The 14913-nt window shown below is 30.5% G+C and carries 13 protein-coding genes and 1 pseudogene; 7 read left to right on the top strand and 7 right to left on the bottom strand.

Annotation, left to right across the window (positions count from 1 at the left end):
* Nucleotides 1-17 precede the first annotated feature (17 nt).
* The 6 genes and pseudogenes from ABNT22_RS05645 to ABNT22_RS05620 form a co-directional block, all read left to right on the top strand.
* Nucleotides 18-284, top strand: a pseudogene (locus ABNT22_RS05645) (DUF2400 family protein); the annotation flags it as partial.
* A gap of 30 nt (nt 285-314) precedes the next feature.
* The gene (locus ABNT22_RS05640) at nt 315-1799 is read left to right on the top strand and encodes a S10 family serine carboxypeptidase-like protein (RefSeq protein ID WP_348714933.1); all 1485 of its coding nucleotides are present in this window, start codon (nt 315-317) and stop codon (nt 1797-1799) included.
* Between the two features lie 36 nt (nt 1800-1835).
* Entirely contained in the window at nt 1836-2390 is a 555-nt protein-coding gene (locus tag ABNT22_RS05635) for a PAS domain-containing protein (protein ID WP_348714932.1), read from the top strand.
* An 11-nt stretch (nt 2391-2401) separates the two neighbouring features.
* Nucleotides 2402-2710 carry a DUF6122 family protein gene (locus tag ABNT22_RS05630; protein ID WP_348714931.1) on the top strand — a complete coding sequence of 103 codons (309 nt, stop codon included), beginning with the start codon at nt 2402-2404 and terminating at the stop codon, nt 2708-2710.
* A 144-nt stretch (nt 2711-2854) separates the two neighbouring features.
* A complete protein-coding gene (locus tag ABNT22_RS05625; RefSeq protein ID WP_348714929.1) occupies nt 2855-3955 on the top strand; it encodes an FIST signal transduction protein in 1101 nt (366 codons plus the stop codon).
* A complete protein-coding gene (locus ABNT22_RS05620) occupies nt 3956-5110 on the top strand; it encodes a sensor histidine kinase (protein WP_348721657.1) in 1155 nt (384 codons plus the stop codon).
* Between the two features lie 4 nt (nt 5111-5114).
* Here the strand turns inward: ABNT22_RS05620 and ABNT22_RS05615 are convergent, their stop codons facing one another.
* On the bottom strand, nt 5115-5849 hold the full coding sequence (locus ABNT22_RS05615) for a diphthine--ammonia ligase (RefSeq protein WP_348714925.1): 735 nt from the start codon (nt 5847-5849) through the stop codon (nt 5115-5117).
* 109 nt (nt 5850-5958) lie between these two features.
* Between ABNT22_RS05615 and ABNT22_RS05610 the strand changes: the two genes are divergently transcribed.
* Nucleotides 5959-8442, top strand: a complete 2484-nt coding sequence (locus ABNT22_RS05610; protein WP_348714923.1) for a M14 family metallopeptidase — start codon at nt 5959-5961, stop codon at nt 8440-8442.
* A 69-nt stretch (nt 8443-8511) separates the two neighbouring features.
* Here the strand turns inward: ABNT22_RS05610 and ABNT22_RS05605 are convergent, their stop codons facing one another.
* The 6 genes from ABNT22_RS05605 to ABNT22_RS05580 form a co-directional block, all read right to left on the bottom strand.
* Nucleotides 8512-9423 (bottom strand): NmrA family NAD(P)-binding protein, encoded by a 912-nt coding sequence (locus ABNT22_RS05605; protein WP_348714922.1) that lies wholly within the window; start codon nt 9421-9423, stop codon nt 8512-8514.
* A gap of 7 nt (nt 9424-9430) precedes the next feature.
* On the bottom strand, nt 9431-9820 hold the full coding sequence (locus ABNT22_RS05600) for a hypothetical protein (RefSeq protein WP_348714920.1): 390 nt from the start codon (nt 9818-9820) through the stop codon (nt 9431-9433).
* Nucleotides 9821-9826: 6 nt separating this feature from the next.
* On the bottom strand, nt 9827-10744 hold the full coding sequence (locus ABNT22_RS05595) for a hypothetical protein (RefSeq protein ID WP_348714918.1): 918 nt from the start codon (nt 10742-10744) through the stop codon (nt 9827-9829).
* 209 nt (nt 10745-10953) lie between these two features.
* The gene (locus ABNT22_RS05590) at nt 10954-11529 is read right to left on the bottom strand and encodes a Crp/Fnr family transcriptional regulator (protein WP_348714916.1); all 576 of its coding nucleotides are present in this window, start codon (nt 11527-11529) and stop codon (nt 10954-10956) included.
* 87 nt (nt 11530-11616) lie between these two features.
* Entirely contained in the window at nt 11617-12978 is a 1362-nt protein-coding gene (gene rimO / locus ABNT22_RS05585) for a 30S ribosomal protein S12 methylthiotransferase RimO (RefSeq protein WP_348714914.1), read from the bottom strand.
* A 46-nt stretch (nt 12979-13024) separates the two neighbouring features.
* Nucleotides 13025-14659, bottom strand: a complete 1635-nt coding sequence (locus tag ABNT22_RS05580; RefSeq protein ID WP_348714912.1) for an amidase family protein — start codon at nt 14657-14659, stop codon at nt 13025-13027.
* Nucleotides 14660-14913: the final 254 nt, after the last annotated feature.

Here is a 14913-nt window from a genome sequence, read left to right as displayed (position 1 = left end):
CCACACAATTTACCTTTATTAACATGTTTTTACGCTGGATGGTAAGAGATAATTCGAGCGGTGTTGATTTTGGAATATGGGATAGCCACTCTCCTGCTCATTTGCATTGCCCACTAGATGTACATACAGGAAACATTGCAAGAAAACTTCAAATTCTCAAACGAAAACAAAACGATTGGAAAGCCATTCAAGAATTAGACCTCACTTTAAGAGAATTTGATCCTAAAGATCCTGTTAAATATGATTTTGCTTTATTCGGATTAGGTGTTTTTGAGAAGTTTTGATACTTTTAGGCTTCCAATCAAACAACTATAATGAAAAATACTTTTTTTTTAATTGCTTTATTATGTGCAACACTAACCATTGGACAGGATAAAAGAGTTCCTTTAGACACTACAGTTACTACTTCTAATTCTGTTTTGATAAAAGGAAAAAGAATTCCTTATAATGCACAAACAGGAACACAACCTGTATACGACGCTAATGGAATTGCAAAAGCAACATTGTTTTATACCTATTATTACAGAACCGATGTAACCAACAGAGAAAAAAGACCCTTAATCATGTCTTTTAACGGAGGTCCAGGTTCTGCTTCCGTTTGGATGCATATTGCCTATACAGGTCCTAAAATTTTAAAAATTGATGATGAAGGAAACCCAATTCAACCATATGGAATCAAAGACAATCCATATTCTATTTTAGACGAAGCGGATATTGTTTTTGTAAATCCTGTTAACACAGCTTATTCAAGACCTATAGTTGCTCCTAAAGAAAAAGTAGATAAAAAGTATTTTTTTGGAATTAATGCTGATGCGAAATATTTGGCTGATTGGTTAAATGTATTTGTAACTCGTAATAATCGTTGGAACTCTCCTAAATACATTATTGGTGAAAGTTATGGAGGAACAAGAGTAATGCAGTTAGCTCATGAATTACAAAGCAATCAATGGATGTATCTTAATGGTGTTATTATGGTTTCCCCAGCCGACTATCAATTATTAAGAACTCAAAGTTCTGAAGATTACGCCATAAATTTCCCTTACTTTACAGCTGCAGCTTGGTATCATAAAATGTTGCCACCTGCTTTACAACAAAAAGACTTGTTAGAAATTTTACCTGAAGCTGAACAATTTTCAATTAACCAATTACTCCCTGCTTTAGCAAAAGGAGGATACATTGGTGAAACCGAAAAAAACACCGTTGCTGAGAAAATGGCGTATTATTCAGGTATAAAAAAAGAAGTCATTTTAAAACATAATTTAGAAGTACCTAACCGTTATTTTTGGAAAGAGTTATTAAGAGAAACCTCTGGTAAAACTATAGGAAGATTAGATAGTAGATACCTGGGAATTGATAGACGTGAAACAGGAACTTCCCCTGATTATAGTCCAGAATTAGTTTCTTGGCTTCATTCATTTACTCCTGCCATTAATTATTATATTCAAAATGTTCTAAACTTCAAAACTGATGTAAAATACAATATGTTCGGTTCGGTTCGCCCTTGGGATTTTAGTAATAATAATGCTAGAGAAAACTTACGTAAAGTCATGGCACAAAACCCTTATTTAAACGTTTTAGTTCAGTCTGGTTATTACGATGGTGCCACAACATATTCCGCTGCTAAATATACTATGGGTAAAATTGACCCTAGCGGAAAACTTAAAAATCGTCTTTCCTTTAAAGGATATAGAAGTGGACATATGATGTATCTTAGAAAGGAAGATTTAGAAAAAGCAAATGATGATCTTCGTGAGTTTATAAAAAGTAGTTCTAAAAATATTGGCCCTGCTAAATATTAAAGCTATCTTTCTAATAACAAAAAACACCTCACTTCTATGAAAAACGATTTTAATAATATGATGAGTTTAGATTTGTACTTATCTTCTTTGCATAAAGACGAGTACAATAGACTTTCTTCTTTAATACCTACTTCAACGAAACAAAACATAAACTTATTAAGTTGGGGAATTCAAGATTTATTTAATAATGCTACACTTAGATCGGACCTCAAAGAAGTCCAAAATCTAGCTGATAAATTTGAATGGAAAAATAGTATTAACCAAATTTTAAAAAGTAATATCTACGAATCTTTAGTTATTACCAACAGTGATAAAAAAATAATTTGGGTGAATAATGGTTTTGAAAAAATGACTGGGTATGAGACAGCATTTGCCATTGGGAAATCTCCTTCATTTTTACAAGGAAAAAAAACATCTAATGCTTCTAGAGAACGTATTCGTAAAAAACTTTTAAAAAATAAACCCTTCACAGAAATCATTCTAAATTATAAAAAAGATCAATCAAGCTATACATGTGAATTAAAAATTTTCCCATTAAAAGCAAATAATAATACAACTCATTTTTTAGCGCTAGAAAAAGCGGTTAGTTAAAGTTGTTGTAAATGCAAACGTTTATTCATTATTTTTTACACTTTGGATTTCCAATAATTATAGCCTATACTTTTTTTCGAAATGAATGGAAAAAAGTAAGTCTTATCTTGTTAGCTACTATGCTTGTCGATTTAGACCACTTATTAGCAAATCCTATTTTTGCTCCAAACAGATGTAGCATTAATTTCCACCCTCTTCATACTTATTATGCAATTATTCTATATGTGATATTACTCTTTCTAAAGAGACCTTTTAATATTATTGGTATAGGGCTTCTACTACACATGATTACAGATTATATAGATTGTTCCTTTATGTAACTCTCTAAATCATTTTAACGAAAGTTAATCAACAATTAACCCTACAATCTTTCCATTCATCTATAGAAAGCTACCTTTCATCTAATTTCAATTACTCTTTTTTAACTTCTGAGTATATTCGGTTATTGCTTAACTTTTAAAAATATGCTCCATTTAACTACAACAGATGTACATGAAATAGCTTCAAATATTAAAAGCTTTGTAAATAATAATACTGCCTTAATTTCTATTGGTGAACACACTAATATTGATATTAATAAGCTTATTGATTCTTTAATTGAAGCCAACATCAAGTTTATAGGAGGAATTTTTCCAATGATTATTTGGAAAAATAATGTTCAAAATGAAGGTATTATTGTTCACGAATTGTCTAACGTGATTGAGACATATACCGTAAAAAACATTCGAGAAAAACAGTTTAAAATTAAACCGACTAATTTTAAAGATGATGGACATTATAGTTTAATAACTTTTGTTGACGGACTTACCTCAAACATCTCAAACTTTTTGAGTAAACTCTATCAAGAATATGGTATGAGAACGAATTATTTTGGTGGGGGCACTGGAAGTTTAAGTTTAGAACAAAAACCTTGTATATTTTCAGAAGAAGGATTCTTAGAGGACGCTGCTGTTGTTTGTTTAATGGAAATGAAATCTTCTATTGGTGTAGAACATGGATGGGAAAAATTAGATGGTCCTTTTATTGTAACAAAGGCTAACAACAACACTATTAAAGGTATTAATTGGGAAACTCCTTTTGACATTTACAAGCAAGTAGTCGAAGAAGATTCTGGAAAACAATTTAGTGATACCGCTTTTTTCGAACTAGCTATGGGCTATCCTATTGGTGTTATAAAACAAGGAACAGATTATATTATTAGAGACCCTTTAACCATAGATGATGATAACTCGTTGGTATGTATTGGCGAAGTTGAAGAAAACACCATGATTAACATTATGAAAGGTAATAAAAATCAACTAATCCATGCTGCTAAAACTGCAGGTGAAACTGTAGCCAATCAAGCAGAGTTCCCAAAATTTGCTATGGTTATAGATTGTATTTCAAGAATTCTTTATTTAAAAGATGATTTTAAACATGAATTAGAAAATGTTTCAAAAGCCATTCATAGCAAACATCCTACAATTCCTACAAGTGGTGCATTAACATTAGGCGAAATTTCTTCGTATGGAAATGGGTATATCGAATTTTATAATAAAACTATCGTAGTTGGTTTGTTTGAATAAATGGAAAGGGACAACAAAATATTAGATATTCTACGTCTTTATGAATATTCAATGAGCATAGGTAAATCTCTTGATTATTATGAAAACTGCGACTCCTTCTTGAAACTTCTCTTACATAGAAGAAATTTAAATGCATGCTGGATTCTTAATTTAGATGAAAAAAATCAGCTCAGTAAAAAATATTCTGTTCCGCATGGTCATGCCATTAACTCCAAATTAGATCCTCATTTAAAAACATTCTTAACTTCAATAAACGGTTATACCATTATTGAATACAATACAAAGTATAAAATATTAGTTCCTATAAAAGTATTGAAAGGAACTATTGTCATTTACAAACTGCATCAAAACAGTTATCTATTTTTGTATTCCAACACTTCTAATATTTCTAAAAAGAACTCTGAGCAATTACTACCCGTCATAAACAAATTAGCAAATACCCTTGAAGCTTGTACTGTTTTTGAAAACAAAAAAAGATTGTTAAAACAATTAGAAGAGAAAAACCAAGACCTTAGTAATTATGCTCATATCGTTTCTCATGATTTAAGATCTCCTTTAAGAAATATTGAAACATTACTTACGTGGTTAAAGGAAGATCATGGAGAAAGTTTAAATAAAGAAGCATTTCAATATCTAGATTCTATAAGTGAAAACATTTACAAAATGGAATCACTTGTAAAGGGTATCTTAGAATATGCTACTATTGAGCGAAATGATTTTAATCTTTCTGAAATAGACCTAAATATACTCATCAAGGATCTTATTCAGTACATTAATGTTCCTGAAAATATTAAAATAAAAACAACTCCTAATATTCCTCCAATACTTGCTAACAAACATAGATTGCAACAGTTGTTTCAAAATCTTTTAGATAATGCCATCAAATACAACAATAAGGAACAAGGAATTGTTGAAATTGGTTTCCACAAAGAAGATGAAAAAACTATTTACTATGTAAAAGATAATGGTAAAGGAATTGACCCAAAATACCATTCTAAAATTTTTGATGCTTTTCAAAAACTTGAAAACACTAAAGACTCTATTGGAATTGGACTCTCTATTGTTGAAAAAATAGTGAGTAGTTATGGTGGGAAAATTTGGCTAACCTCTGAAATTGACAAGGGAACCACCTTCTTCTTCACACTAGAGAATTAATCTCTTAGATTTTTTTCAAGTCACAATACCAAAAACTCGTATCATAACTCTTTACTTTTTCTTTTGTTGACGAATGACAATTCTGAGAATCATCTTTATTTAACGTGTAAGATCTTTTGATTTTTTCTCCTATTTCGAATTGTACAGGTTCTTTAAAAATAGGCCCATCAAAACAAAAAGTATGAAATTCTCCATTTTCTCCACAAACATCTATAGCATCAGGTAAATCCTTAATAAAATCTTCATCTATTATCCTTCCCACAAACTCTTCTCCTAACAATTTCGCATTTGTGCATACTGTTATTGTTTTAAATCCAAGCTCTAAAAATTCATACAATAAAGTCTTCGTATCCTTTTTCCAAAGAGGGTATACTCCTGAAATTCCAACCTCTTCCAATTTTGAATCTCTATAGGTACGTAAATCTTCTAAAAAAATATCTCCGAAAACAGCATGCTCATATCCCTGAGCTTTTAATTCAGAAGTTTTCTCTTTCATCTTCTGATTGTACAAATCCATCGTAACATCTGCAGGGAATTCTATTTTTTCAAGTGGAATTCCAATACTTTCTGCCTGAGCTTCTAATAAACTTTCATGTAATCCATGCATTGAAACACGCTGATAGTCTTTATTAATATTCGTAATCAACTTGTCTATTTGAAACTCCTGCTCTTGTAAAACCTTGTATAATGCTAAAGAAGAATCTTTCCCTGAACTCCAATTAAAATATGCTTTTTTCATAAGAGCAAAGTTTATTAAAAAAAATTGCTAAAAAAAGCTTAATCATTAGTTTCGAATAAAAAAGAATCTTTTTATTGTTTACATTTACAGAGCTATCAAATTAATTATAATGAAGTATAAACTATTACTACTCCTTTTTACAATTAACCTTACGTTGTTTGCACAAAAAATTCAATCTCCAAAAGAGTTTTTAGGTTATGAAATGGGAGAACGATTTACAAGACACCACAAAGTGGTAGACTATTTTACTTATGTGAGTAAAAACTTAAACAATGTTATTTTAGAAAAATATGGTGAAACTAACGAACATCGACCATTATATGTAACCTATGTTTCATCACAAAAAAACATTGATAAACTAGAAGAAATTAGAAACAATAATATCTCACAAACCAATAGTTCTAATACTAAAGAAGTTAATGATATAGCCATTGTTTGGTTAAGCTATAACGTTCATGGAAATGAAGCTTCTAGTACAGAAGCAGCAATGCAAACCTTGTATGAATTGGTTACTCAAAAACAATCTTATCTAGAAAACACATTGGTAATCATAGATCCTTGTATCAATCCAGATGGAAGAGATCGATATGTTAATTGGTATAATCAAGTAAGTAGTACACCTTACAACACTAATCAAGAAGCAAAGGAACACAGAGATCCATGGCCTACAGGAAGACCAAATCACTATCTTTTTGATTTAAATAGAGATTGGGCGTGGGCTACACAAATAGAAACTCAACATCGCTTAAAAATTTATAACAAATGGCTACCTCATATTCATGTTGACTTTCATGAGCAATATATAAACAACCCTTACTATTTTGCTCCCGCAGCAGAACCTTTCCATGAAATTATTTCTGATTGGCAACGCGATTTTCAAGTTCAAATAGGAAAAAATCATGCAAAACATTTCGACAGAAACAATTGGTTATATTTTACCAAAGAAAGTTTTGACCTATTATACCCAAGTTATGGTGATACCTATCCTACCTTTATGGGAGCAATCGGAATGACCTACGAACAAGCTGGACACGGAATGGCTGGTTTAGGAATTGATACAGACCATGGATATACACTTACTTTAGTAGACCGCATAAAACACCATAATACAACAGGTTTATCTACTGTTGAAATCGCTTCAAAAAATGCTTCTAAACTGAATAGTGAGTTTAAGAGTTTTTTCAACACAAAAAATCTTACTTATAAAAGTTATGTATTAAAAAATCAAAATGCGGATAAAATTAAACGTCTTACAGATTTATTAGATAAACATGAAATTCAATATGAGACTACTTCTCCAGGAAAGGTAAATGGATATAATTATGTCACTTCAAAAACAGGAAGCTTAAAAACTACTTCAAAAGATATTGTTATTCATACAGATCAACCTAAAGGAAAAATGGTAAAAGCTCTTTTTGAACCGAATGCTAAATTGGCAGATTCTTTAACTTATGATATCACAGCATGGGCCTTACCATATGCTCATGGAATACAAGCTTTAGCTTCAAAAAAGAAAGTTGCTTCCGTAAAAAGCAGTAGCATTAAAGTCAATAATAATACAGCATCTCCAAACTCGTATGCTTATGTTAGCAAATGGAATAGTTTAGAAGATGCAACATTCTTAGCTACTCTTCTTCATAAAAATATCAAAGTACGTTTTTCTGAGAAACCATTTTCTATCGGAGGTAAATCATATGATAGAGGAAGTTTAATTGTTTTGAGACATGACAATAAAAACTTAGAAAATTTTGATGTAAAACTTATTACCATTGCCAACAAAAATCATCGAGAGATTACTCCTGTAAACACTGGTTTTGTTAGTTCAGGAGTCGATTTTGGTTCTTATAGTGTAAAGCCAATAAATAAACAAAAAGTAGCTGTATTATCTGGTAAAGGTACTTCCTCTTTAAGTTTTGGAGAAGTTTGGCACTTTTTTGAACAACAATTAAAATACCCAATAAATATATTAGATACCGAGAGATTAAATCAAATCAACTTAAACAACTACGACGTTTTAATTATTCCTAATGGGTACTATGGAAGTATTTTGAATAAAGGAGCTTTGACAAAATTAAAAAAATGGATGAGTACAGGAGGAACTACTATTGTTATCGGAAACGCTTTGCGCAGTTTTGCAGATAAGAAACAGTTTGCATTAAAAACCAAAAAAGGTGATACAACTAAGATTAAAAAAGCCAATCTTACTCCTTATGCTCAATTAGAAAGACAAAGTACAAATAACCTCATTACTGGAGCAATATTTAAGAGTAAAGTAGATGCCACGCATCCTTTAGCTTTTGGTTATAGTAATCAATACTTTTCTTTAAAATTAGGAAATACAAGCTATGAATATCTTAAAAAAGGTGGAAATGTAGCCTACTTTACAAAAGACACTAAAAACATCTCCGGTTTTGCTGGAAAGAAGGCATTGGAAAAAATTCCAGAGTCATTACTATTTGGTGAAGAACAAATTGGTCGTGGAAGTATAATTTATATGGTCGACAATCCTCTTTTCCGTGCTTTTTGGGAAAATGGTAAACTATTTTTCGCTAATGCGGTTTTCTTTAGAAATTCCTCTGTAATTAAAAAATAACTCATTATCTATATAAACTAAAAAAAATCCTGCTCTAGCAGGATTTTTTAGTTATTCAACATTATACTTTTAAAAGAATCCTCTCCACTTGGAAATCATAAATTTATGTCTTGATTCCTGTAAATAAGTATCCATTATTCTTGGGTGTCGATTTAATATTACTTGCACAGTATCAGTTGTTGGTTCAGTTTGTTTTAGTGCTAAAGTTTCTATTTCTATTATATGTCTTGCCAACCACATGGGTAATTTCGCTTGTTTTGTCAACTTTTTTAAATAAGCTTCTCTTGAAATATTTTCGTAAACAACTTTCTTTTCAGTTACATGTGAAATCCTATTAGCCATATCTTTATTTGAAATTGCTTCAGGTCCTGAAATAACAATTGCCTCCCCATTTAACTCTTTATCAGAAAGCAAATATTCTACTCCTATTTCTGCTACATCTCTGGCATCTACATAATTTCGTTTTGCCTCTTCCATCACTCCAAATATTTTTCCAAAATATTTAATTGTGAAGGTGTTTCGTTCCCAATTTTGCATAAAAGAATGTGGTTGTAACAAACAATAATCAATACCGCTTTTGCCAAGTGTTCTTTCTATTTGTCTGTGCCAATCACTTACCTCTACATGAATGTTACTCGGCATTACAGGTGCTGATAATTTTACTATTCGTTTTATTTTTAACTTTTGAGCTACTTCTATAATATTTGTCTCAAAATTTACTTGCCAAGGAGATGTTCCTGTTAATAAAAAAATGGTATCAGAATTAATACAAGCTCTTTCTATTTCTTCCTTTGACTTTAAATTAACTGCTACATATGTAATGTTGTTATTAGTTTCATTTAATCTAATTGGTAAATCTCTGGAAGGAGTTCTTAACACGCCTCTCACCAAACAACTACGACTACTCAATAATTTTAAAACCTCAGCTCCTACGGTTCCAGTTGCTCCAAAAACAACTATTGTTGGCTTTTCTAAACTCATATACTATTTATTTTTTTAATGGTAATTTCAAAGTGGTTATTACAGTTCCTAAAACCGTTGACAATAGAATATCAAATACAATATTGTTCAAACTGAATAACTGAATTACCAATATGGCAATTCCCAACAATAACAATGTCATAAACAATACCCTTGTATACTTTTTACTTGGAAACTTTTGCCATACTTTCATTTGCCATAACAATACGTAAGTTATTATGGTTGCTACTAAAGAAGGTATAGCAATACTTATAAAACTTGCTTTCATTAATACTGAGTTTTTAAAAAGCCAACCTGATAACCAAGACATCAATGCAGGAAAAACATATGCTGGAATTACTAATAACATAAATGTTTTTGCAGTAAAGTTGTTATATACTAATTTTCTATTTCCCATTCTATTTTACTTATTAAATGCTTTAATTTTTAATCCTAAAGTAACATAGCTCCTCAAATTAGTATCATATTCATATAACACGTTTTCATTAACATCTTCAAAACTGTATTTTTCATATACAGAATGAGTACCTCTCCCCATAATCCCAACGTTTTTACTTAACCAATAGGTATATTCTATTCCTGCTGTAACTGTTGTAAAAATTGATTTATGTACTCTTACACTATTCAATTGATTTTGGATAAAAGGCTTATTTACTCTCATTGTAAAATCGTTTAAATCCCCTAACAATTTTATACTATGCTTTTTATTGAAATTATATTTGATATAAGTATTTGGTAAACCTACTGTAAAGGTTACTTTATTATTTATATTCCCTGTAAAATTGACAACTGGATTCACTAGTGTTTTTCCAGATAGAGTGAGGTATCCGACCCCAAAGCTTAATACATAATAATTCTTATTCCTTTTACTTTTAAATATTTTCTCAGCAAATAAAATTCCGTTAATATTTACATCTTCTTCGGTTAGTTCATCATTAAAATTTCCAATAACATGTGGTAAAAACAACGCATTTATGGTCCAACTTCTTGAAACTCTGTATTGCGTTAATAAACTGTAGTTTATGTTATAATATTTTTCTTTACCCCTAAGAAAAGAGAGATTATTATTCTTATTAAATATGGAATGATAATCCATACCAATAGTATTATAAAAGTTAATTTTACCGATTTTTATTGGTCGAAATCCAAACTTCCCACTTATTCTTTCATATTCATAAAGCGAATTATCTTCTATTTCTGGAGTATAATGAACATAAAACATATCTCTATCTTCATTTGGAACAAAAACCTCTCCTGTTACTTGTCCAAACATACTCGAGGCCAGAAATAAGGCTATAACTACTATTCTTCTTACAATCATTTTATTTGTATTAATTAAGTTTAATACAAAGATTGTCTGATATTCTTTTCCTTAAATTACCAAATGTTAATTAATACCAATGACTGTTCATTTTCTATAAAATCGTTACAAATAACATGTAATTATGCTATAGCTATTTCGATCAAAATCTAAAAAAATGGTAATTACATTGGGTTCTAGAATTTCTAATGGTATTTATGAAGTTCAGGTTACTCTCTTTTAGTACTTATTTCCTTTCGTATTCTACTTAGTGATTGTGGAGTTATTCCTAAAAACAAAGACAAATCTTTTAATGGTACTCTGAATATAAGATCTGAACGTTTTAGCAAATCTAAATAACGCTCTTTTGCGGTTAAAGTTTGAAAATTATGTATCCCATACAAGACGCTTGCAAATGCATCTTCCCATAACAATCTTCCAAACTTTTGCCATAAAGGAAATCGATCGTATAACATTTCCATATCGGTATGTGAGATACTGAATAACTCAGTCTTTTCTATAGCTTTTATATATGAGTTAGAACGCTTTTTCTCTTTTATTTTAACAATATCACCTATAAACTCATTTTCAAAAGCAAAATATCTTGTATACTGTATATCATCTTCAATATCATAAATAATTACTCCTCCAGAGACGATAAAATAATAATCGGTTACCACCTGTTCCTTCTTAATAATAAACTTATCTTTTTCCAATACTCTTCTTTTAAAAAAAGACAAAATAACAGTCAATTCCTCTGTATTAAGTGTTACGTAACCATTTATGTATTTAATCAATTTATCCACACTCTTTACCTTTTTGAATACGCGATATTAACTTTTAAACTCTATCAAAGATGAATAAAAAAATCCTGCAATTGCAGGATTTTTTTATCATTTTTTTTCTTCGTTTCTCTTATTCAAAGGAACAGGCCTTTCTTGTTTTACCAAAGGAGTTCCATGTAAATCAAAATCACCAGCATCATAAATCTCTATATCAATAAACTCTCCTAATTTAATATAATGTTCACGAGCATCTACAATCACATCGTTATCTACATCTGGTGAATCAAACTCTGTACGTCCGTAGTAATATTCTCCATCTTTTCTATCAAATAAACAACGGAACGTCTTTCCAATCTTTTCTTGATTTAATTCCCATGATATTTGCGATTGTACTTCCATGATTTCGTTTACTCTTCTAAACTTTACATCGGCTGGCACATCATCTTCTAAAACAAAAGCACCTGTATTTTCTTCATGAGAATACTCAAAAGCTCCTAAACGCTCAAAACGCATTTCCTCTACCCAATCTTTCATTTCTTGAAATTGCTCTTCTGTTTCACCAGGATATCCAACAATTAAAGTTGTTCTAATTGCCATGTTAGGGACATATTCTCTAAACTTATGAATCAACGCAGTAGTTTTCTCATGAGTTGTACCACGTTTCATAGATTTTAAAATTTCAGTATTGATATGTTGTAATGGAATATCTAAGTAATTACAAACCTTTGGCTCTTCTTTCATTACATCTAATACATCCATTGGAAAACCAGATGGAAAAGCATAGTGTAAACGAATCCACTCAATACCATCTACTTTTACTAACTCTTTAAGTAAATCTGCCAATGCTCTTTTCTTGTAAAGATCTAAACCGTAATATGTTAAATCTTGAGCTATTAACATAATTTCTTTGATTCCTTTTTCAGCCAGCTTTTGAGCTTCTGTAACTAAATCTTCAATTGGAGTTGATTTGTGTTTCCCTCTCATTAAAGGTATTGCACAAAAAGAACATGGTCTATCACACCCTTCAGCTATTTTTAAATAGGCATAATGTTGTGGTGTAGTTGTTAAACGTTCACCTATTAACTCATGCTTATAATCTGCTTCTAAAACCTTTAATAAGTTAGGTAAATCATGTGTACCAAAATATTGATCTACATTGGTAATTTCTTTTTCTAAATCTGGTTTATAACGCTCACTTAAACAACCAGAAACAAACACTTTATCTACTTCTCCTCGCTCCTTCTTTTGTGCATAATGTAAAATGGTATCTACACTTTCTTCTTTTGCTTTACCAATAAAACCACAAGTGTTTATTACTACAATATTACCATCATCATTTTCATCTTCATGAACAACATTTTTACCATTTGCTTTCAGTTGCCCCATCAACACCTCACTGTCGTAAACGTTTTTAGAGCACCCTAAGGTTACTACATTAATCTTATTCTGTTTTGTCGTCTTTGTACGCATCTAACTGATTTTAAGGAGTGCAAAATTATGATTTATTCACCATTTATTACTCATACCCCTTAGGTAATTTTCTAATTTTTGTTAGATTTTCTATAGATAGGCCTAAAGATAGTAAGGTAAACTCCGATTTTGGCTTTCCTATTAATGTAAGATTCATTGGTTCTCCTGTTTCTTTATATCCCATTGGAATAGTTAAGTTGGGATATTCTGCTACCGCTGAATATGCTGAATGATAATTATTGATTGAAAGAATTGCATCTAAATTATCTGATTCTAAAGCAGAAAAATATATTCTACTATTTGTCTTCAAACTACTCTTTACTTTCTCTAAATCTTCTAAACTTGTAGTATCTTTTACAATCCCTTCAAATAATTGTTGACCATACGGTGCTCTAAGAATACTGTCTTTTTTGTTAAAAGTAATCACATCTTCAACTGAAGTAACTGATACAGGTTTACCTTCAAAATAATGTGGTAAATCATACTTCATATCAATATTTAACAATGTTAAAAAGCCTTCTAAGCTTGTTTGCTCAGGTGTCAATTCAACAACTTCTACTCCCGCTTCCCTTAAGCTTTCTGTAGTTTTTTTGTACACAGGATTCTCTAACAATGAAGCAATAACACCAAATCTTTTTCCCTTCAATTCTGTTGGATTTAATTCTTCAGCTATCTCATTAAATTCCTTTGATTTTTTATCGGTTGCATCCAACCCAAGCATTGCTTTAAAAAGAATGTAATTATCAATCACATTCTTAGTCATAGGCCCTGGTGTATCTAATGTACTTGATATTGGTACAATTCCAGATCTACTTAACACTCCAATTGTTGGTTTTAACCCTACAACCGAATTTTGACTGGATGGTGAGGTTATAGATCCCGCTGTTTCCGTTCCAATGGTTGCTACTGCATAATTAGCAGCAGTGGCTACTCCACTTCCTGCACTTGATCCTCCTGTTTCAAATACTTTTCTACCATATGGGTTTAACGTTTGACCTCCAATAGCACTATATCCTAATGGACATCCAGCACAAAAATAATATGCCCATTCACTTAAATTAACCTTTCCTAAGATTAAAGCTCCATTTTCTTTTAACTTCTCTACAATAAAAGCATTTCCTGTTCTATTATCTTTTAAAGCTAAAGCTCCTGCTGTTGTTGGTAAATTATCCGTATTAATATTATCCTTTAATAAGATTGGCATTCCGAAAATTGATTCAGTTGAAATATTTTTCTCTTTTAAAGTCTTATCTTTTTGTCTAGCTTCTTCTACTACATTCGGATTTAAACTAATTACAGCATTTAAATACTTTGTAGAATCACTCTCAAACTTTTTAATTCTGTATAAATAGAATAATATTAGTTTTTCATAATTTAATTTACCTGCTTTAATTGCTTTTTGAATTGACGGTATTGATTTTTCAAGAATTAATGGTTTTAAACTTGAGTAATCTGTTTCTGAAAATTTTGATAATTCATTTTGAAAAGGTTTAAAAACTTCATTCATATCTAATACCTTAGATTGAATTAGTTTAAACTTCATTCGAGGGTTCTCATGCGCCTGTTGATCTTTTATTTCTGTTGTTTCATTATATATAGTAAAATCTTGTGCAACCTCTTCTTTTTTTGCTTTACATCCAATAAGTAAGATGACTAGCAATATGTAACATATTTTATGCATAGTAGTAATGTATAATTTATCTGATTCTCAAAGATATAAATTATACTAACAAAAAACTCTTCTAAAAAAGAAGAGCTTGTTTGTATATGTATTTACATATTCTCTATTTGAAAAAAGGAATATACAAACGTATGCATACCAAAATCCAACCACAAAAAGTTCTGAAGAACTTCATAATTCGTTATTAATTTCGCACCTAAAACTGTGCTTTTCGCCACTAATCCTATATAACATCAACATTCTAGAGGTTGTTC

Source organism: Tenacibaculum sp. 190130A14a (assembly GCF_964048965.1).
Lineage (GTDB): Bacteria > Bacteroidota > Bacteroidia > Flavobacteriales > Flavobacteriaceae > Polaribacter > Polaribacter polynesiense.
The sequence above is the reverse complement of the archived record's forward strand: the minus strand, read 5'-3'. Positions and strand labels throughout refer to the sequence as shown.